19 protein-coding genes, 1 tRNA gene and 1 pseudogene are annotated in these 16715 nt (G+C 61.4%); 6 read left to right on the top strand and 15 right to left on the bottom strand.

The genetic code is table 11. The annotated features are described in order from the left end of the window. Positions 1 to 38: 38 nt before the first annotated feature. The 3 genes from QMK17_RS06585 to QMK17_RS06575 all read right to left on the bottom strand — a co-directional run bounded on the left by QMK17_RS06585 (position 39) and on the right by QMK17_RS06575 (position 1730). Entirely contained in the window at positions 39 to 287 is a 249-nt protein-coding gene (locus QMK17_RS06585; protein ID WP_283507671.1) for a hypothetical protein, read from the bottom strand. A 31-nt stretch (positions 288 to 318) separates the two neighbouring features. Continuing rightward, positions 319 to 708 carry a hypothetical protein gene (locus QMK17_RS06580; RefSeq protein ID WP_283507670.1) on the bottom strand — a complete coding sequence of 130 codons (390 nt, stop codon included), beginning with the start codon at positions 706 to 708 and terminating at the stop codon, positions 319 to 321. A 116-nt stretch (positions 709 to 824) separates the two neighbouring features. Then, positions 825 to 1730, bottom strand: coding sequence for a LysR family transcriptional regulator (locus tag QMK17_RS06575; protein WP_283507668.1), 906 nt, complete (start codon positions 1728 to 1730; stop codon positions 825 to 827). Positions 1731 to 1789: 59 nt separating this feature from the next. Here QMK17_RS06575 and QMK17_RS06570 point away from each other — a divergent pair, with 59 nt between their 5' ends. The 3 genes and pseudogenes from QMK17_RS06570 to QMK17_RS06560 all read left to right on the top strand — a co-directional run. After that, on the top strand, positions 1790 to 3334 hold the full coding sequence (locus QMK17_RS06570; protein ID WP_283507666.1) for a CoA-acylating methylmalonate-semialdehyde dehydrogenase: 1545 nt from the start codon (positions 1790 to 1792) through the stop codon (positions 3332 to 3334). Positions 3335 to 3532: 198 nt separating this feature from the next. Continuing rightward, on the top strand, positions 3533 to 4690 hold the full coding sequence (locus QMK17_RS06565) for an iron-containing alcohol dehydrogenase (RefSeq protein WP_283507665.1): 1158 nt from the start codon (positions 3533 to 3535) through the stop codon (positions 4688 to 4690). A gap of 11 nt (positions 4691 to 4701) precedes the next feature. Next, positions 4702 to 4916, top strand: a pseudogene (locus tag QMK17_RS06560) (superoxide dismutase); the annotation flags it as partial. A 27-nt stretch (positions 4917 to 4943) separates the two neighbouring features. Here QMK17_RS06560 and QMK17_RS06555 read toward each other — a convergent pair. Genes QMK17_RS06555 through QMK17_RS06540 form a run of 4 tightly spaced genes read right to left on the bottom strand, consistent with a single transcriptional unit; the run spans position 4944 to position 7250 of the window. Further along, the gene (locus QMK17_RS06555) at positions 4944 to 5708 is read right to left on the bottom strand and encodes an ABC transporter permease (RefSeq protein ID WP_283507664.1); all 765 of its coding nucleotides are present in this window, start codon (positions 5706 to 5708) and stop codon (positions 4944 to 4946) included. Further along, positions 5705 to 6517, bottom strand: a complete 813-nt coding sequence (locus QMK17_RS06550) for an ABC transporter ATP-binding protein (protein WP_283507663.1) — start codon at positions 6515 to 6517, stop codon at positions 5705 to 5707. Before QMK17_RS06550 ends, QMK17_RS06555 begins: the two co-directional genes overlap by 4 nt. Beyond that, positions 6514 to 6894 carry a DUF1048 domain-containing protein gene (locus QMK17_RS06545; RefSeq protein WP_283507662.1) on the bottom strand — a complete coding sequence of 127 codons (381 nt, stop codon included), beginning with the start codon at positions 6892 to 6894 and terminating at the stop codon, positions 6514 to 6516. Before QMK17_RS06545 ends, QMK17_RS06550 begins: the two co-directional genes overlap by 4 nt. A gap of 2 nt (positions 6895 to 6896) precedes the next feature. Further along, positions 6897 to 7250, bottom strand: coding sequence for a PadR family transcriptional regulator (locus tag QMK17_RS06540; protein ID WP_283507988.1), 354 nt, complete (start codon positions 7248 to 7250; stop codon positions 6897 to 6899). Between the two features lie 158 nt (positions 7251 to 7408). Here QMK17_RS06540 and QMK17_RS06535 point away from each other — a divergent pair, with 158 nt between their 5' ends. Beyond that, positions 7409 to 8329 (top strand): NAD(P)/FAD-dependent oxidoreductase, encoded by a 921-nt coding sequence (locus QMK17_RS06535; RefSeq protein ID WP_283507660.1) that lies wholly within the window; start codon positions 7409 to 7411, stop codon positions 8327 to 8329. 4 nt (positions 8330 to 8333) lie between these two features. On the opposite strand, the gene QMK17_RS06530 is transcribed toward QMK17_RS06535, so the two are convergent. From QMK17_RS06530 to QMK17_RS06515, 4 genes are all read right to left on the bottom strand, one after another. Then, the gene (locus QMK17_RS06530; RefSeq protein WP_283507658.1) at positions 8334 to 9107 is read right to left on the bottom strand and encodes an MHYT domain-containing protein; all 774 of its coding nucleotides are present in this window, start codon (positions 9105 to 9107) and stop codon (positions 8334 to 8336) included. A 106-nt stretch (positions 9108 to 9213) separates the two neighbouring features. Further along, positions 9214 to 9627, bottom strand: a complete 414-nt coding sequence (locus tag QMK17_RS06525) for a roadblock/LC7 domain-containing protein (protein ID WP_283507657.1) — start codon at positions 9625 to 9627, stop codon at positions 9214 to 9216. Next, complete coding sequence (locus QMK17_RS06520) at positions 9624 to 11990, bottom strand: ATP-binding protein (protein ID WP_283507655.1); 2367 nt, start codon at positions 11988 to 11990, stop codon at positions 9624 to 9626. Before QMK17_RS06520 ends, QMK17_RS06525 begins: the two co-directional genes overlap by 4 nt. 296 nt (positions 11991 to 12286) lie before the next feature. Beyond that, a complete protein-coding gene (locus tag QMK17_RS06515) occupies positions 12287 to 13162 on the bottom strand; it encodes a LysR family transcriptional regulator ArgP (RefSeq protein ID WP_283507654.1) in 876 nt (291 codons plus the stop codon). A gap of 68 nt (positions 13163 to 13230) precedes the next feature. Here QMK17_RS06515 and QMK17_RS06510 point away from each other — a divergent pair, with 68 nt between their 5' ends. Beyond that, positions 13231 to 13854, top strand: a complete 624-nt coding sequence (locus tag QMK17_RS06510) for a LysE/ArgO family amino acid transporter (protein WP_283507653.1) — start codon at positions 13231 to 13233, stop codon at positions 13852 to 13854. Positions 13855 to 13888: 34 nt separating this feature from the next. Here the strand turns inward: QMK17_RS06510 and QMK17_RS06505 are convergent, their stop codons facing one another. Then, positions 13889 to 14554 carry a TetR/AcrR family transcriptional regulator gene (locus tag QMK17_RS06505; RefSeq protein WP_283507652.1) on the bottom strand — a complete coding sequence of 222 codons (666 nt, stop codon included), beginning with the start codon at positions 14552 to 14554 and terminating at the stop codon, positions 13889 to 13891. A gap of 63 nt (positions 14555 to 14617) precedes the next feature. Here QMK17_RS06505 and QMK17_RS06500 point away from each other — a divergent pair, with 63 nt between their 5' ends. After that, positions 14618 to 15229 (top strand): TetR/AcrR family transcriptional regulator, encoded by a 612-nt coding sequence (locus tag QMK17_RS06500; protein WP_283507650.1) that lies wholly within the window; start codon positions 14618 to 14620, stop codon positions 15227 to 15229. A 118-nt stretch (positions 15230 to 15347) separates the two neighbouring features. On the opposite strand, the gene QMK17_RS06495 is transcribed toward QMK17_RS06500, so the two are convergent. From QMK17_RS06495 to QMK17_RS06485, 3 genes are all read right to left on the bottom strand, one after another. Then, positions 15348 to 15419, bottom strand: a tRNA-Val gene (locus QMK17_RS06495). A gap of 97 nt (positions 15420 to 15516) precedes the next feature. Then, positions 15517 to 15975, bottom strand: coding sequence for a peroxiredoxin (locus QMK17_RS06490; RefSeq protein WP_283507649.1), 459 nt, complete (start codon positions 15973 to 15975; stop codon positions 15517 to 15519). A 29-nt stretch (positions 15976 to 16004) separates the two neighbouring features. After that, a complete protein-coding gene (locus tag QMK17_RS06485) occupies positions 16005 to 16427 on the bottom strand; it encodes a DUF3052 domain-containing protein (protein WP_283507648.1) in 423 nt (140 codons plus the stop codon). Between the last annotated feature and the right edge of the window lie 288 nt (positions 16428 to 16715).

Here is a 16715-nt window from a genome sequence, read left to right as displayed (position 1 = left end):
TGAATAACTCGTCGGCAGATGGGAGCGAAACTCGCCGGTCAGGGCACTACCGGCGCCTTGCCTCCGTCGTAAGGCTCGACGCTCAGCTGAGTCTCGGGAGAGAAGGTCAGTTCGACGGGTCCGGAGTCCTCCGCGACGGTGATCACGACAGACAGCCCCTCTTGCCCCACCGAATCGATCAACCCGCGCTGTTGCCCCGCTTCGTCGAGCAACGCGTAGTCGCCAACCAAGACCAGCAACTCCTCGGCCGAAAGTGTGCGCCGTCCACCGAAATCTTCAACAGTCATGACTCAACCGTAGGCGAGGACCGGCGTCGTTTCACTCGTGTTCTGCGGGCGGGTCGGTGACCAGCACGTCGTCGACCGGTATTGCCAGTGGTAATTCGACGCGTCGTTCCTCCCAACTCGGGTACGCGGGCCGGATCCACACCCGCGTCTCCTCGAGTTGAACAAGGACGATTCGACGCCACCGCCACGTCGGTTCCGGGCGTCGTAAATCGGTATGGGCGAGCAGCGGTATAGGCGCCCGTGCCCACACCGGCTCAGACAGCGAAGACAAACCTTGCTGTACCAAGACATTCGACGCCTGGTCGACCGGAAGATCAACCGCCAGAGCATGTCCTACTGGATTGACTGCGTCCACGCGAGTCTCGTCATAGTTCTCCGAGACCGTCCAGCCTACGAGCTCGCCGTCGCTCGGACGAGTCACGGGGAGCCTGCTCCGCCATCGGCCGATATCCACTCGTTCAGTGTACGGATCGACTCATTTCCCTCAGGCTGGAGAAATCGAGGGCCACATCGGCATGGAAGAGCCATCTTCGATCGCTAGGTGTCGGTTCGCTCGCCGGACGTCAGGTGCGGAGCCTCCGCGACCACATCTCGAAGCAAATCGTCGACCGCCTTCACCCGAGCAAGGCCGGTCAGCTCTCGCGGCACCGCGACCCAGTACGTCCGCTCGATCGAGAACTGTTCCGCGACAACACGAACCAGGGTGTCGTCCGGTTCACCGATGTAGCTGGGCAGAGGCGCGATACCCAGTCCACTTCGCGCGGCGAGCCAATGTCCGGTGATGTTGTTCGTTTGTATCTGAGCCCGACCGTCCGCGAGGATCGAATCGAGAATTCGCAAGGGTGCCACATCGAGGAGCGCGCCCACATACCAAATGAGCGTGTGGTGCCTGAGGTCCTCTACATCTGCGACGGGCGCAGTCGACTCCAGATACTCAGGCGTCGCATAGAGGTGCAGCGAATACGTCGCCAGTTTGCGGTGTGCCACGAATCTCGGCGACGGCTGCTCGAGTGTCACGGCAATGTCGAATTCTCGCGTGTCGAGTGTGTTGTGCTCGGTCGCAGTGACGAGCTCGACGTCCAGATCGGGATGCGCGCGTCGCAACCTCCTCAGATTGGGCATCAGCACGAACGCCCCGAATCCGTCCGGAGCGGCGATGCGCACCGAACCGGTCAGCGGTCCGACCCTCGAGGTCTGATCTTCGAAAGCTTCGATCAGAGTCGACTCGACCGTCTCTGCGTAGCGCACGAGTCGTCGCCCCGCCTCGGTAAGCCTCCACCCGGAGGGGGTCCGATCGAACAGCCTGTGACCAGCGGACTTCTCCAAGCTCGTGATCCGTCGGCCCACGGTCGTATGGTCGACGCCGAGCGCTCGTGACGCGTCACTGAGCCGTCCGTGTCGTGAAACCTGAAGGAAGAACCGAAGGTGATCGGCAGTGAACATACGCCGAAGATATCAGCCTGTGCATTTTTGCACGCAGATGTGCAAAATTAACCTTTGACATGAGCAGCATTGCATCGAAGACTGGGGTCACACTGTCGAGCGAAGGAAAAACTGTGACGACTATTGCGCATTGGCTGGACGGAAAGTCCTACCCCGGCACCTCCGAGAACACGGCCACGGTCACCAACCCCGCCACCGGCGAGATCACCGGACAGCTAGCGCTGGCCAACCTCGAGGACGCGAAAGCCGTCATCGACTCTGCTGCCGCAGCCTTCCCCGCCTGGCGCGACACCTCCCTCGCGAAACGCACCACCATCCTGTTCAACTTCCGCGAACTGTTGAACGCCAAAAAAGGTGAACTCGCCGAGATCATCACCAGCGAGCACGGCAAAGTTCTCTCCGACGCCCTCGGGGAAATCAGCCGCGGCCAAGAAGTAGTCGAATTCGCTTGCGGCATCGCCCATCTCCTCAAAGGCGGCTACACCGAAAACGCCTCCACCAACATCGACGTCTACTCCATCCGCCAACCACTCGGACCCGTCGCCGTCATCTCCCCGTTCAACTTCCCCGCCATGGTCCCCATGTGGTTCTTCCCCGTCGCCATCGCCACCGGCAACACTGTCGTCCTCAAACCCTCCGAAAAGGACCCGACCGCCTCCATCTGGCTCGCCGAACTCTGGGCCGAAGCCGGACTGCCCGCCGGAGTCTTCAACGTCCTCCAAGGCGACAAACTCGCCGTCGACGAACTCCTCGACAACAAAAAGATCAAATCGATCTCCTTCGTCGGATCCACCCCCATCGCCCAGTACGTCTACCAAACCGGCACCGCCAACGGAAAACGCGTCCAAGCACTCGGCGGCGCCAAGAACCACGCGATCGTCCTCCCCGACGCCGACCTGGACCTCGCCGCCGACGCCATGGTCAATGCAGGCTTCGGCTCCGCGGGCGAACGTTGCATGGCCATCTCCGCTCTCGTCGCCGTCGGAGACATCGCCGACGAACTCGTCGCCAAAATCGTCGAACGCACAAGACCCCTCGTCACCGGCGACGGCACCCGAAACTCCGACATGGGACCCCTGGTCACCAAAGCCCACCGCGACAAAGTCGCCACCTACATCGACGCCGGCGAAGCCGACGGTGCCACCATCGTCGTCGACGGCCGCGGCGTGAAAGCCGACGGAGACGAGAACGGCTTCTGGCTCGGACCCACCCTCATCGACCACGTGAAGACGGACATGTCGATCTACACGGACGAAATCTTCGGTCCCGTCCTGTCCGTCGTCCGGGTCGACACCTACGACGAAGCTCTCGAACTCATCAACAACAACCCCTACGGCAACGGCACCGCCATCTTCACCAACGACGGCGGCGCAGCACGGCGCTTCCAAAACGAAGTCGAGGTCGGCATGATCGGCATCAACGTCCCCATCCCCGTCCCCATGGCCTACTACAGCTTCGGCGGCTGGAAAAACTCACTCTTCGGCGACACCCACGCCCACGGCACCGAAGGCGTCCACTTCTTCACCCGCGGCAAAGCCGTCACCAGCCGCTGGCTCGACCCCTCCCACGGCGGCATCAACCTCGGCTTCCCCGAGAACAACTAGATCCGCTCCGCGTCTGAAAAGATTCCCGGAAAAACTCGTCTCACCCACACGAACACAAGAGCATTCGCGAGGAAGGTGGGGTGGGCACGTCGCCCGCACCTCGGCGTCCACGATCTCCACGGATCGACAGAATTCCGGTGAAAACAGGCAATAGTGTGCAGTGCAGGTGCGTCGGTTGTATCTACGAAGGGGTAGTACATGGTTGCCAATATTTCGTTTCCTCGTTTCCTCAAACTCGGGCCCGGTTCCGTCGAGGAGCTCGGTTCGGTGCTCGAGGATCTGAACGTCCACCGTCCTCTGCTGGTCACCGACGCGTTCATGGTCGGGAACGGTTCGGCCGAACGACTGTTGAAAATCATCGCGGCGGCAGGCAAGACGCCTGCCCTGTTCGCGGAGACCGTGCCCGATCCGACGACCGAGTCGCTACTGGCCGGACTCAACGCTGTCGAAGCACACGGTGCCGACTCGCTCATCGGCTTCGGTGGGGGCAGCCCGATGGACACAGCCAAGGCGTTGGCTGTGCTGTCCGAGCAGGGCGGGGTGATGCGCGATTTCAAAGCTCCTCGCGCGTACTCGGGTCCGGCTCTGCCGATTATCGCTATCCCGACGACCGCGGGAAGCGGTTCCGAAGCAACACAATTCACGATCATCACCGATGTAGAATCCGATGAGAAGATGTTGTGCCCTGGATTGTCGTTCCTGCCTATCGCATCCATCGTGGACTCCGAACTCACGATGTCCATGCCCGCTCGATTGACCGCGGACACAGGTGTCGATGCACTGACTCACGCCATCGAGGCGTACGTCAGCAAAAAGTCCAATGCGATTTCGGACGGACTTGCGTTGTCCGCTATGACGTCGATCGGTAAGTTTTTGTTGCGGGCATACCGTGACGGGTCTGATCGGGAAGCGCGCGAGGCCATGATGCACGCGTCCACCCAGGCTGGGATGGCATTCTCCAACGCGAGCGTGTGTCTCGTACACGGCATGAGTCGACCGATCGGTGCGCATTTCCATGTCGCGCACGGCCTTTCCAATGCCATGTTGTTGCCGGCTGTCACCGCCTTCTCCATTCCCGGGGCCCAAGATCGGTACGCGGACTGCGCACGGCAACTCGGGGCGGCCGAGCGTACCGACTCCGACGAGGATGCTTCGGCAAGACTGATCGAGTTCATCGACACCCTGTGTTCCGATGTCGAGGTACCAAGACCGAGCACCTACGGAATCGACAAGGCGCGGTGGGACGAGCTGACTCCCCTCATGGCAGAACAGGCGTTGGCGTCGGGCTCGCCAGCGAACAATCCGGTGGTTCCCACCGCTGCAGAGATTGCACGCCTCTATCGCGCCGTCTACTGATTCGTGTCCCGGCAACATACGTCGCGGGTGCCAATACCGCACTGGATCAACTCGCAGACGCGCGAGATGCAGGCGACCATGCTCGAATCTTTCTGCACGAGAAGAACCTTGCTGTCACCTCGGTGGACAGCTCGATCACTCGCAGTTCTGGACCAACCTCTCCCCCCCCGGAGGTGCAGACGAGCCCGAGGGGGAACTGGCCGCAGCGATCGACGATCAGTTCGGGTGGACTCGCGGCTGGACCCTGGACCGTTCAGCTCATTTTCCTGCGGTAAATGGCGATGGCAATCGCGACGGCGACGACGACGGTGCCGCCCAGGAAGGCGATGGCAAGCCAGATGTCGTTTCCCACCGGTTCCTGCGCGAACAGCGCACGGACTGAGTTCGCGATCGAGGTCACCGGCTGATTCTCCGCGAACCACGCCACAGGTGCCGGCATCGAATCCGTTGGTACGAATGCCGAGCTCACGAACGGCAGGAAGATCAACGGATAGCTGAATGCGCTAGCACCGTCGACAGTCTTCGCCGTCAGCCCTGCGATGACGGCAACCCACGTTAGCGCGAGCGTGAACAGCGTAAGCATTGCGGCGATCGCCAGCCAGGCAGCGATCGACGCACCACTGCGAAATCCTATGACCAGTGCGACGCCGGTGACGATCGCAACCGAGACAAGGTTTGCGGCCAATGAGGTGAGCACGTGCGCCCAGAGCACACTGGACCTGGCGATGGGCATCGACTGGAAGCGTTCGAAAATGCCTCCCTGCAGGTCGAGGAATAGGCGATAGGCGGTGTAGGCGATGCCCGACGCAATGCAGATCAGCAGTATTCCCGGAAGCATGTAATCGATGTACGGCTGGTCTGATCCGGTATCGATAGCGCCGCCGAGCACGTACACGAACAGCAACATCAACGCAATCGGGGTGACCGCCGTCGTGATGATCGTGTCAGGGCTTCGGAGGATGTGGCGCAGGGATCTGACGGTGAGAGTGATTGTGTCGCTGTAAATATAGGAGGTCATCGGCTTTCCTCTCGTGCGGACTCCGCAGCGTTTCCGGCTGGCCCAGCATTGCCGACCAGTGCGAGGTACACGTCCTCCAGCGAGGGTTGCCTCTCGACATACTCGATCACGGCGGACGGGAGGAGTGTGCGGAGTTCGACGAGGGTGCCACTCTGAATAATCCTGCCCTGGTGCAGGATTGCAATATGATCGGCAAGGTGCTCGGCTTCGTCGAGATCCTGCGTTGTCAGCAGGACCGTCGTGCCGCCGTCGGCGAGTTCCTTCACCGTCGCCCACACCTCGATGCGTCCCTGCGGGTCCAGGCCCGTGGTCGGCTCGTCGAGGAAGATGATCGGCGGGTTTCCGATCAGGCTCATCGCGATATCGAGCCGACGGCGCATACCGCCGGAGTAGGTCGCGGCCTTGCGGCGCCCCGCGTCCACGAGCGAGAAACGAGCAAGCATGTCATCGGCGATTTCTCTTGGATTCTTCAGATGACGGAGCTTGGCGATGAGCATCAAGTTCTCGCGACCGCTGAGTACCTCGTCGACGGCTGCGAACTGCCCGGTGAGGCTGATCGATCGACGCACCTCGTTCGGTGCCTTCGCAACGTCGAAGCCGCGGACCACTGCGTTGCCAGCGTCTGCTTTCACAAGCGTCGACAAGATTCGTACAAGCGTGGTCTTGCCGGAGCCGTTTGAGCCGAGGAGCGCGAAGACACTGCCTGCAGGAACGTCGAAGTCGACACCGCGCAGCACGTGCAGATCCTTGAAGGATTTCGTGATGCCCGCGACCCGGATTGCTGGCTCACGAGTCGTCTCGACGGTCATGATTCCGGCGCCTGTTCGGTCTCGCCCACTGCCGCATCGATTGATTCCCTGAGGCGCTCGCGTTCCTTGTCGATCCATTCTTTGCCGGAATAGGCGGCGGCGAAGGCCTCAGCGAACTCCACCGGATCACCTCCCACGACGTCGCGAACATGTGTCCCATCGACGGATGCGCGCTCCCAGAGGTCCGCGTGATCTCCCATCATCGTGACGAGAAGGTCGCCGTCCGAGACGGCTCCGTAATACAGAAGGTATCGGCTGCACGCCATGGCAGCGGAGCGATGCGGCTCAGGGAGACCTTCGATGCGAGCCATGTGCACCTTGTACTGTTTTTTCTGCTCCATCGAACCGGTGATTGCCTCTATCCATTTGGCGGCCATGCTCATTTCCCTCCTTGCTTCTGCGCATCTTCGGCTGCGTCGCGGAGCTTGTCGATTCTTTCCTCGAGAAATCTCCATGTCGTCCAGAAATCGGACAGTTGTTCGCGCCCTTGATTATTGATCGAATACACCTTCCGCGGCGGCCCCTTCTCGGAGGGAACCTTCTTCACATCAGCGAGGCCACGCTGCTCGATGCGAACCAGGAGTGCGTATATCGTGCCTTCGGCGATCTCCGCGAATCCCTGCTCTCTGAGCTCGGAGGTGATCTCGTAGCCGTATGCCGGCCGGGCGGAGAGAATCGCGAGCACGATGCCTTCGAGCGTTCCCTTCAGCATTTCCGTCGTCTGATTGCCCATCGGATGATTCTCCCCTCTACCCAGTGTCACTGACTACCGGTACAAAGTAACACTAGGTACCGGTACTGAGCAACGAAGACTACTGATCGTCGGCACCACTCCAACGCACGAGCCCTTGGAGGTGCGGCTCCCGGGCAGGAAACGCCTACGGTGAAGGCATGAGCACTCCCCCGGTCCCAGTCAGCATCGTCGGAGCAGGCATCGCGGGCGCAGCATGTGCCGTCGCGCTCAGAGACGCCGGTGTTCCGTTCCGGTTGATCGACCGCGGACGAGCAGTAGGTGGCCGAATGGCGTCACCCGAGTTGCACGGACGACGGGTCGACGTCGGTGCCGGCTATTTCACGGTCCGCGACGATGAGTTTGCCGAAGTCGTTGCCGGATGGGAGTCCGCCGGACTAGCGCAACCGTGGACAGAAACTTTCGGCGTACTGGCGGAAGGCGCCGAGCCCCGTAGCAGTACCGGCCCCGTGAGATGGGCGACGCCCGGTGGATTGCGGTCGCTGGTCCGAGACCTACTGACCGACATACCATTCCTGCCCGAACACGTCACAGAGATGCCCGACGGTGACGTGCTCCTTGCGATGCCGGACCCCCAGGCACAGCGGCTTACGTCGGTGCCCGACGCGGTCGGGTACGACCCCGTCCTCTCTGTGGTGTTCGGGTTCGAAGAACTGGCCCTTCCGTTCGAACACGCTGCGTTCGTCAACGAACATCCGGTTGTGGCGTTCGTCGCCGACGACGGATCAAGGAGGGGTGACGGCGCACCGGTTCTGGTGGTCCACACGACTGCAACGTTTGCAAACGAACACATCTCGGAACCGGCCGGAGCCGTCGACCCGATCCAACGGTCGATTCGAGAACTGTTGGACCTCCCTGCTCCGCTGTGGTCTCATGCGCATCGCTGGACGTTCGGCAAACCCGTCGAATCCCACGGGTCCAACTATGGGCTGACCGATACAGCCACCGGGACACTCGGCTTCGCGGGTGACCAGTGGTGCGCCACCGGGTCTCCACGCGTCGAAAGCGCCTGGCGATCGGGTACCGAGCTGGGACGCGCATATATCCGACTGAGGCGGTGACCTATCAGCCAACGGTCGTGCGCTCCGGTAGGACCGGCGCCTCGTCCATGTCCTCGGTCAATACGAACAGTGCGGTGATGGGAACGGCAAGTGCGAGAAGTCCGATCACGAAGACCGGGAACAGTAGGTTGAACACTTCGATGCCGGACGGCACCGGTGCTGCCGGATCCACGTTCACACTCACCGCTGCCATTCCGGTGTAGTGCATTCCGACCACGGCCACTCCCAAGACGAGACCAGCGGTCAGCAACAGCAAAGGCTTCTGCAGCACCAGAGTGAACCAAAGCGACAGAGTTCCGGCGACGACGGCGATGGCAACGGAAACCGCGACGAGCCTGGTGTCGTACGACACCGAGCCCTGGATTCTGATGGCGTTCATTCCGGTGTAGTGCATGACGTTGACCGCAATCCCCATCACCACACCACCGAGCAGCAGTGTCCAGACGTTGACCCGGCGGCCGATGGTCAGCAGACCCACCAATGTTGCTCCTATCGCCAACAACGCGGACAGCACAGTCCAGAGAATGTTGTACCGCGCGACGCTGCTGTCGACCGAGAATCCGAGCATGGCGATGAAGTGCATCATCCAGATCCCGATACCGCCGATGGACACCGCGGCCATGACGAGCCAACCGAACCGTCCCCTTTCCGTCGGCGCAACGGCCGATTGCCGGGTACAGGCCAGTCCCACTACGCATCCGACCACGGAGACAATGTAGGCCAGAAACACCAGCCAGATTCCCATCGAAAAGTGCTGCATCGAGTGCGAATGATCCATAAGAACTCCTATGAGGCCCAACACGCTCGGTCGAGCGCGCGTACCGAACAGATTCTGAATCAGGTTTTCCGACAACGTAATTCGACCAAAGTCCACCCACAGTTCATCACCGCCCTCGTATCGGAGCTGCCGGTTGGACCATGCCGCTCACCTGTTCGACGAGGACTGCCATCTCGTAACCGACCTGCCCGATGTCGCAGGACGCAGCCGCCAGCGACGCGAGATGCGACCCGTCGCCCACGCTCATCAGGAGCAGATACCCGTTGTCCATTTCCACGATCGACTGCAGCACGGACCCGCCGTCGAACAACCGCGCGGCACCGGAGGACAAGCTTGCCAAACCTGATGTCACAGTCGCCAGCTGTTCGGCACGCTCGAGAGGAAGCTGCTCGCTGGCCGCCATGAGCAAGCCATCCGCCGACACGAGCACCGCGTGAGCGACACCGACAATGTCTCGTGCGAAGTTGGACACGAGCCAGTCGAGCGAGCTGTCGGGGGTCGACGCGATGGGGTGAGTCATTCGTCTGCAGCCGTTCTGTGTCGGCCGTTGACATCCTCGGCGCGACCTCTTCGAACACCCTTGAAATGTGTGGTCAGCGTGGCTCGAACGCTCTCCGGCGAGCGCTGGCTTGCCGAGGCCGGGACGTCGTCGCTGCAACTGGAGAGCGCAGCGGCGGAGTCGACTGCGCCCGGGACCAACCGAGCACCGGGCTTACGCACAGGGAGCCCGGATTCCGTTTTGTTAGCAACCGGCGCCTCGGTGGCGGTCTCGGCTGCAGCCCACCCGGCGTCAGCGGGCGACGACCACGAAGGCGAACGGCCGTGTCCAGTGGCCGGATCGACCAACCACTCCGACACCATTCGCTGATTGATGGGCATTGACTGTGGCGGTGGTGGCAGCAGATTCGATACCGGTGTCGTCGGTGCAGGTTGACCGTTCCTCCCGCTCGAGAGGGCTGTGCGCTCAAACAGGGAGACAGGGGCCGTTCGTTCGGCAGCCGACTCGGTCGATGCCAACGAGGTGGCGAGCGGCGATGCCACCTTGTCGACCGCCACAGCACCCTGCCGACGGTTCGGACGCAAATGCTCGGCCGTCGGGAACGACGTGACCACCAAGCTGACGGGAATGTGGACACTCACGGTGACACCGGTAGCACCCCCTTGCACCTGCGTCGCACGCAGTCGGACTGTCACACCGTGCCGCTGAGAAAGGCGCCCAACCACGAACAGGCCCATACGCCGAGCTGTTTCAGGGGTAACCTCGCCACCGGCGGTCAATCGGTCGTTGGTTTCCTCGATGTCGGCGGGCGGCATGCCGAGTCCGCGATCGGCAACCTCCAGCAGGATGCCCCCCTCCACCGCGCGTGCGGCGGTAACGGCGACTGCGCTGTCCGGGGGCGAATAACGCAATGCGTTGTCGATCAATTCGGCGACGAGGTGGACGACATCGGCCGCAGCCCCCGCCGAGAGTGCTGCGTCGGGAACATCCAGCATCAGGACCCTGCGATAGTCCTCGACCTCGGACACTGCTGCGCTCATGACTACATCGAGTGCAACAGGTTGATCACCGAGGGCGCGACGCGAAGCTGTGTCGGCAAGGACCATGAGATTGGCGCCGTTGCGTCGCATTCTGGTTGCCAGGTGGTCGAGACGAAACAAGCTGTCGAGTCGTCGTGGACAGTCTTCGTCGCGTTCGAGTTCCTCGATAAGCGCCAGCTGCTGGTCGACGAGCGAACGGCTTCTGAGAGAAAGCGTTTCGAACATGTTGCCGACCTGCACTCGCAGACGTGCCTGTTCACCCGCAAGCTGAAGCGCCTCTTCGTGAATCGCATCTACCGCCCGAGCCAGCTGCCCGATCTCTTCGCCGGTGTGGACCGGGATCGGCTCGATCTCGGGCGTATGCCCGCCCGAACGAATCTGTTCGATCTCTGAAGGGAGCGCACGATGTGCGACGCCGAGCGCCCCGAGCCGTAGCCGCCTGATGGGCTGCACCAGCGACCGAGCCACGACGAGCGCCAAGACCAACGCCATCAGAACCGAACCGAGCACGAGCGCGGTGTCGCGGAGGGCGATGGAACGCCGATCGAGTGCTTCCGAGGACAGCGTTCTCACCAGGTCTTGGGCATATCGATCCGCAATCACCCCGTAGAGGGCGGTCGACTGCTCGGCGGACAAAAATGCATTGGTTGGTCCTCCGGTCGCAGCAGAGGCATAGCTCTCGAGCCTGCCGTCGAAAAGCGCCTGGAGCGTGCGCATCTCCGATGAATCCGCCCCGACCGCCACGCCCACTGCAGCGAGATCGGAGCTTTCGCGTCCGGCCACTCGGTTGACCGAATCGGCAAGGTCGACGTCGGGAACCGACACCAGAAGTTGTTGGATCTGAGCGCTTCGCCGACCGGACATCGCGTCGACGACGGTAGTCGTCAACGCGCGAGGTACTGCACTTTCCACCGACAGACCGTCGACCAGCAACGCGGAAATCGCTTGGGTCAGTCGATTGGTGACCGCTCCACGTTCCAACGGGCTCACCGGCCCGTTCTGCAGACGAGCGTCGAGAGCTTCGGCTCCATCGACAGCCCTCTCGAAATCCGCAAGCGCCTTCGACGTGGTTTCCGACCTTCTCGACCCGAGCACTGTGCGGACGCCGTCGAGGATGGGAGCGTAGTCGGTGCCAGGATCACGTGCGCCGGTGAGCGCGAGGTCGCCGACTGCACGATCGAGCGCCAGAATCGGAACGACGATGCTGGAATTGTCGGCTGCGGCGGACAGTTCTGCGGCATCGGACAACTCGGTTTGGATTCGCAGGACACCGAAGCCCATGGCCAGTGCCAGAGGGAGCACCGCGACGGCCGCAACCTTCGCGCGAACTGGCCACGCTGACAACGACCAGAAGCGTGGGGCCTTCAGCGCTCGCGGTGGTTGCGTTCCGATTTCGACCACTATCCAGACTCGCTTCGACTCTGCCCGAGGAGGGCGGGACAACGGGGCGGGCCGAGTAATCCCGTCGCAGACATCCAGCCACCCGGCCTGTGAATTACAACAAACCACATGGACCAATTCTGTCAGAGAAACATATACCAAGAACTTATCCTTGGGTGGATTTACAACCCTATGAATGTTTGACCAACGCTGTGGCGTAAGAAGACGGGTAACGAGCTATGAAGGAACCGTGAAGGCGCTCAGTCGAGATTCGCACGAGCGGCGGTGACGATTACGTCGGACAACTTTTCCAACGCTGCTGTGCGCACTTTCCACTGCTGCCAGTAGAGCGTGACGTCGACCCACGTGTTCGGGGCGATGTCGATCACTTGCCCGTCCGCTTCCCACCGAACGCTCTGCTGCCTGGGCAGCACCGCCCACCCGAGACCGAGACGGACCGCTTCGGCAAAGTCGGCGGACGACGGTACGTAATGCCTGCGGCCGCCCCGAGAGGCCCCGCCCCATTGCGCAAGATAGCGGTCCTGAAGATCGTCCGATCTGTCGAACACGAGCATCGGCGCCCTGGACAACGCTCCCTCTGAAGGTCCCTCCGCGAGCCATTCGTCTCGAAATTGCGGAGAACACATGGGCCGATAACGCATGATTCCCAACCGGGTGACCGAACATCCCTGCACCGCATCCGCGGACGCCGTCACTGCTGCCATGACGATTCCCTGGCGCAACAGCTCCGCCGAATGGTCTTGATCTTCGCGACGAATGTCGAAGTCCATCGAGCCCGACAGTTGCGCCAGCGCGGGCAGAACCCAAGTGTTCAAAGAATCACCGTTCACTGCTATCGGCACAGTCACCACGTCGCCACTGCCCGCGTACGTCGCCATCTCCGCAACCAGAGATCGAATTTGCTGCGCCAGACGCAGGTACGGAACGCCAGCTTCGGTTACTCGGGCTGGTTTGGACCGCTGCAGCAGCACGGCACCGACCGCCGTCTCGAAGGACTTCACTCGTTGACTGATTGCGGACGGGGTGACGTGCAACCGGGTCGCGGCGGCGTCGAAGGACCCTTCGTCGATGACGGCCGCCAGCGCTTCGAGCTGAGGCAGATCGATTGAGTGCATTAGTGATGCTAACGCACCCTATATAACATTTGCTGTACTAATCCTGGGTTCAGTTCTAACTTCGAGTCATGCACTCCTTGTTCGCGGCGCCCCTTGCCGGCTTTGCCTTCGGTTTGTCCCTGATCGTTGCGATCGGCGCGCAAAACGCGTTCGTGCTGAGACAGGGCCTTGCACGCAGGCACGTGCTGGCAGTGGTAGGCGTGTGCGCTGTGTCGGACTTGATCCTGATCACAGCAGGTGTGGCCGGCGCGGGCCTGCTCACCAACGTGGCGCCCGGTCTCGTGAAGATTGCGTTCTGGGGAGGTGCGCTCTTCCTCGTGCTTTACGCCGCGGTGTCCGCCCGGCGTGCATTCAGACCGGCGTCTCTCACCCCGAACGACGACGTCGGCCCTACGCGCCTCGGGACAGCCGTCGTCACCGCGATGGCACTGACATGGCTCAACCCACACGTTTACCTGGACACAGTCTTTCTGCTCGGCTCGGTAGCAGCAACGTACGAGGCCGCACGGGTGTGGTTCGGCGTGGGTGCAGCAGCAGCCAGCGTCGTCTGGTTCTCCGCATTGGGTTACGGGGCCCGACTTCTCCGTCCGGCATTCTCCAAGCCGTCAGCCTGGCGGGTCCTCGACGGCGCGATCGCAGCCTTCATGCTTGCGCTCGGAATTGGGTTGGCAGCACAGGCAGTGAACAATTAGTGGACTGATCATCAGTGGACTATCCCAAAGAGGTTCAGTCCCCCACGACAATTCTTTCGCATACCGAGACGACAGCCCGAGACAGGCCCCTGGAGGCGTGCTTGCTCAACGGCCCCTCGTCTATCCGTAGTGCGTGAATGGTCATCAGCAATTCGATCAGCGTCCTGGTGGACAGCGCGTGCGATGCATGCTGGATGGCAGCAGCTCTTTTGGTGGTGGACGCGGGACTCGGCGGTAGGTAGTCGAATGCTCGCTGGACGTGGACAGCCTCGAATTCGCGACGAAGCGCCGATGCTTCGGCCGTTGCTCCAGGTAGATGAGAATGCAGTAAGCGCGCCTCTTCGGGATAGGCTTCGACCCAGTTCCACACCGCGATGATGACCGCCTCGAGCGATGGATCGGCGTCGGAATCCTCTTGTGTACGGACGTCGGCCACGACCGCATTCACCATGTCGAGTACGCGACGCATTGCCAACTCGAATAGCTCGTCCTTGCTGGCGAAGTGGTAATACACAGCGGAAGGAACCACATTGGCCTCGACGGCTACATCCTGAACGCTGGCGTCCGAGAAGCTTTTCGCTGCAAATACCCGGATCGCGGCATCGACGATTTCGTGCCGTCGAGACGGGCGATGTGGTGATTTGCTCTCGATCACCACGGTCTTGCCCTCATTGCCCACTGCGCGCCCCCGACTGCCCACGGCGGGCCCCCTTCTCATCGATCGAAGCACTAGTCTTGCATGACCGAAGCCCAAGGAGAGTTGATGTCGGCAACAGTGAAGCGTCCAGCGCATCGTCCGTCGCGTCGCGGTGTGATAGTCGAGACGGCATTCGAGTTGTTCTCCTCGCGGCCAGTCGATTCGGTGACCGTCGCCGATATTGCGCACGCCGCGGGCATGACATCGGCGGCGATTTATTACCACTACCCTTCGCGTGAAGAAATTCTTCTCGAAGGCTTGCGCGAATTCTCGTTGACCTACGTCGCCGAGGTGGAGCGCCTCGCAGCCGAAGTCATAGTGCCTGCACGCCGAATGGGCTCACTTTTCGAGCCGTTCCTGGCATGGCTCGAAGACAACAGAACCCGAGCCAGTGTCTATTTCGTCCAGTCCCGTGGAGCCAGCCAGCAGGTCGAAGCGATCCGGCGCGCGAACACCCTGATGCTGATTCCGATGCTCAGCTCAGCTGCGAAAAAGGCGCGGGGCCGAATGCCTGCAGCAGAAGCAGGTGTGATTGCGGTCGCCATCATTGGCGAAATCGAGATATTCGCATCGGCGTTCTTATCGGAGGATGCGTCGTTCTCCAGTTTGGGGCGTCAGAGGTTCACCGAATCGGGTTCGCGACTCGCTGATCGCATCGCTGGAACCACCGCTGCTTGATCTCATTTCGAGTGAGATTGGTAGGCGCTTTGGCAAACATCCTGCGTGCGTGCTCGCGCAACAACCTCGCCACCAAAAAGTGCCGCGCCCAATATAAGGGTGCGGCACTTCGGTCGAGTGGGCGCAGAGGGGTTCGAACCCCCGACCGCTGGTGTGTAAAACCAGAGCTCTACCGCTGAGCTATACGCCCGAGTTCCGGCGGGGTGGACCCACCGGAACGCTTCGAGAAATTTATCGCGTCCGCGCCAGAACTACAATTCACCAGGTCAGAGACCGTATGGTGTGGGTCAAACGACGGCGAGAGCCGTCTCCCATGCGGACTGGTCGCGAGCTTCCCCCGGTTGGTTCATCTCGGCATACCGAACAACTCCGGTTTTGTCGATGACGAACGTCCCGCGGTTGGCGAATCCTGCCTTGTCGTTGAACACACCGTAAGCCTGAGCGACCGCACCGTGTGGCCAGAAATCCGACAACAACGGGAACGTGTACCCCTGCTCGGCCGCCCAGATCTTGTGGGTCGGAGGCGGACCGACAGAGATGGCAAGGACCGCGGTGTCGTCGTTCTCGAACTTGGGCAGTTCGTCACGAACTTTGCACAGCTCACCCTGGCATGTGCCGGTGAACGCGAGCGGATAGAACACCAGGAGAACGTTCTTGGCGCCGCGGTACGACGACAAGGCCACTTCCTGGTTGTTCTGGTCCTTCAACGTGAAGTCGGGCGCCAGAGCGCCCACCTCGAGTGGCATCGAAATCAGTCTTCCTGTTCCAGGTGTCTCTACCGCTTCGTGGCCTGAGTCTTGGGCTGAACCAGTCGACTTCCGATCCAGTCACCGAGATTGGCCGCAGAAGTCTGCGTCAATCCTGCTGTCGGTGCGGACTCGGCAATTTCGCTGGGTTCGACGTGTCCGGAAAGACCTGTCTTGGGGCTGAGGACCCAGACGAATCCACCGTCCGAAAGAGGACCGATGGCATCCATGAGAGCGTCGACCAAGTCACCGTCTCCGTCGCGCCACCAGAGCAGCACAACGTCGATGACCTCGTCGGATTCCTCGTCGAGGGTTTCACCACCGATGGTGTCCTCTACATCCGCACGCAGATCGTCATCTGTGTCCTCGTCCCAGCCCAGCTCCTGAACGACCAAGTCGCGGGTGATTCCAAGTTTCTGAGCGTAGTTCTGAGCGTCCGCCGCGGCGACCACGGTGGTGACCTCCTTGCATAGTGGGTGAAGTAGTGCAAGCGAACAGTGTTTCGGCCGTATCCGCAAGCTGACCGCGCCGAAATTGCGTACATAAATTTCTACTGGTGAGTATTGGGACTCTGTACGACCTCGGCGAAAGATGTGTAGGAGGATTGAGGAGAATCACCGGAATGAGGAACGTAGATCGCCGTCACAGTAGGCGAGATACCTGGAACGGCCGCCGCACCGAGCGACCGCCACATTGAGGAGTACACACGTTGTCCGAGTTGAACCAGGACGATCGGCAGA

The organism is Rhodococcus sp. G-MC3, assembly GCF_030063335.1.
Taxonomy (GTDB): domain Bacteria; phylum Actinomycetota; class Actinomycetes; order Mycobacteriales; family Mycobacteriaceae; genus Rhodococcoides.
This window is presented reverse-complemented; position numbering and strand designations above follow the sequence as displayed.

Coding starts and splice junctions, on each gene's coding strand:
- QMK17_RS06585 (WP_283507671.1), bottom strand. CDS start 287: ATGACTGTTGAAGATTTCGGTGGACGGCGCACACTTTCGGCCGAGGAG.
- QMK17_RS06575 (WP_283507668.1), bottom strand. CDS start 1,730: ATGTTCACTGCCGATCACCTTCGGTTCTTCCTTCAGGTTTCACGACAC.
- QMK17_RS06570 (WP_283507666.1), top strand. CDS start 1,790: ATGAGCAGCATTGCATCGAAGACTGGGGTCACACTGTCGAGCGAAGGA.
- QMK17_RS06565 (WP_283507665.1), top strand. CDS start 3,533: ATGGTTGCCAATATTTCGTTTCCTCGTTTCCTCAAACTCGGGCCCGGT.
- QMK17_RS06555 (WP_283507664.1), bottom strand. CDS start 5,708: ATGACCTCCTATATTTACAGCGACACAATCACTCTCACCGTCAGATCC.
- QMK17_RS06550 (WP_283507663.1), bottom strand. CDS start 6,517: ATGACCGTCGAGACGACTCGTGAGCCAGCAATCCGGGTCGCGGGCATC.
- QMK17_RS06545 (WP_283507662.1), bottom strand. CDS start 6,894: ATGGCCGCCAAATGGATAGAGGCAATCACCGGTTCGATGGAGCAGAAA.
- QMK17_RS06540 (WP_283507988.1), bottom strand. CDS start 7,250: ATGGGCAATCAGACGACGGAAATGCTGAAGGGAACGCTCGAAGGCATC.
- QMK17_RS06535 (WP_283507660.1), top strand. CDS start 7,409: ATGAGCACTCCCCCGGTCCCAGTCAGCATCGTCGGAGCAGGCATCGCG.
- QMK17_RS06530 (WP_283507658.1), bottom strand. CDS start 9,107: ATGGATCATTCGCACTCGATGCAGCACTTTTCGATGGGAATCTGGCTG.
- QMK17_RS06525 (WP_283507657.1), bottom strand. CDS start 9,627: ATGACTCACCCCATCGCGTCGACCCCCGACAGCTCGCTCGACTGGCTC.
- QMK17_RS06515 (WP_283507654.1), bottom strand. CDS start 13,162: ATGCACTCAATCGATCTGCCTCAGCTCGAAGCGCTGGCGGCCGTCATC.
- QMK17_RS06510 (WP_283507653.1), top strand. CDS start 13,231: ATGCACTCCTTGTTCGCGGCGCCCCTTGCCGGCTTTGCCTTCGGTTTG.
- QMK17_RS06500 (WP_283507650.1), top strand. CDS start 14,618: ATGTCGGCAACAGTGAAGCGTCCAGCGCATCGTCCGTCGCGTCGCGGT.
- QMK17_RS06490 (WP_283507649.1), bottom strand. CDS start 15,975: ATGCCACTCGAGGTGGGCGCTCTGGCGCCCGACTTCACGTTGAAGGAC.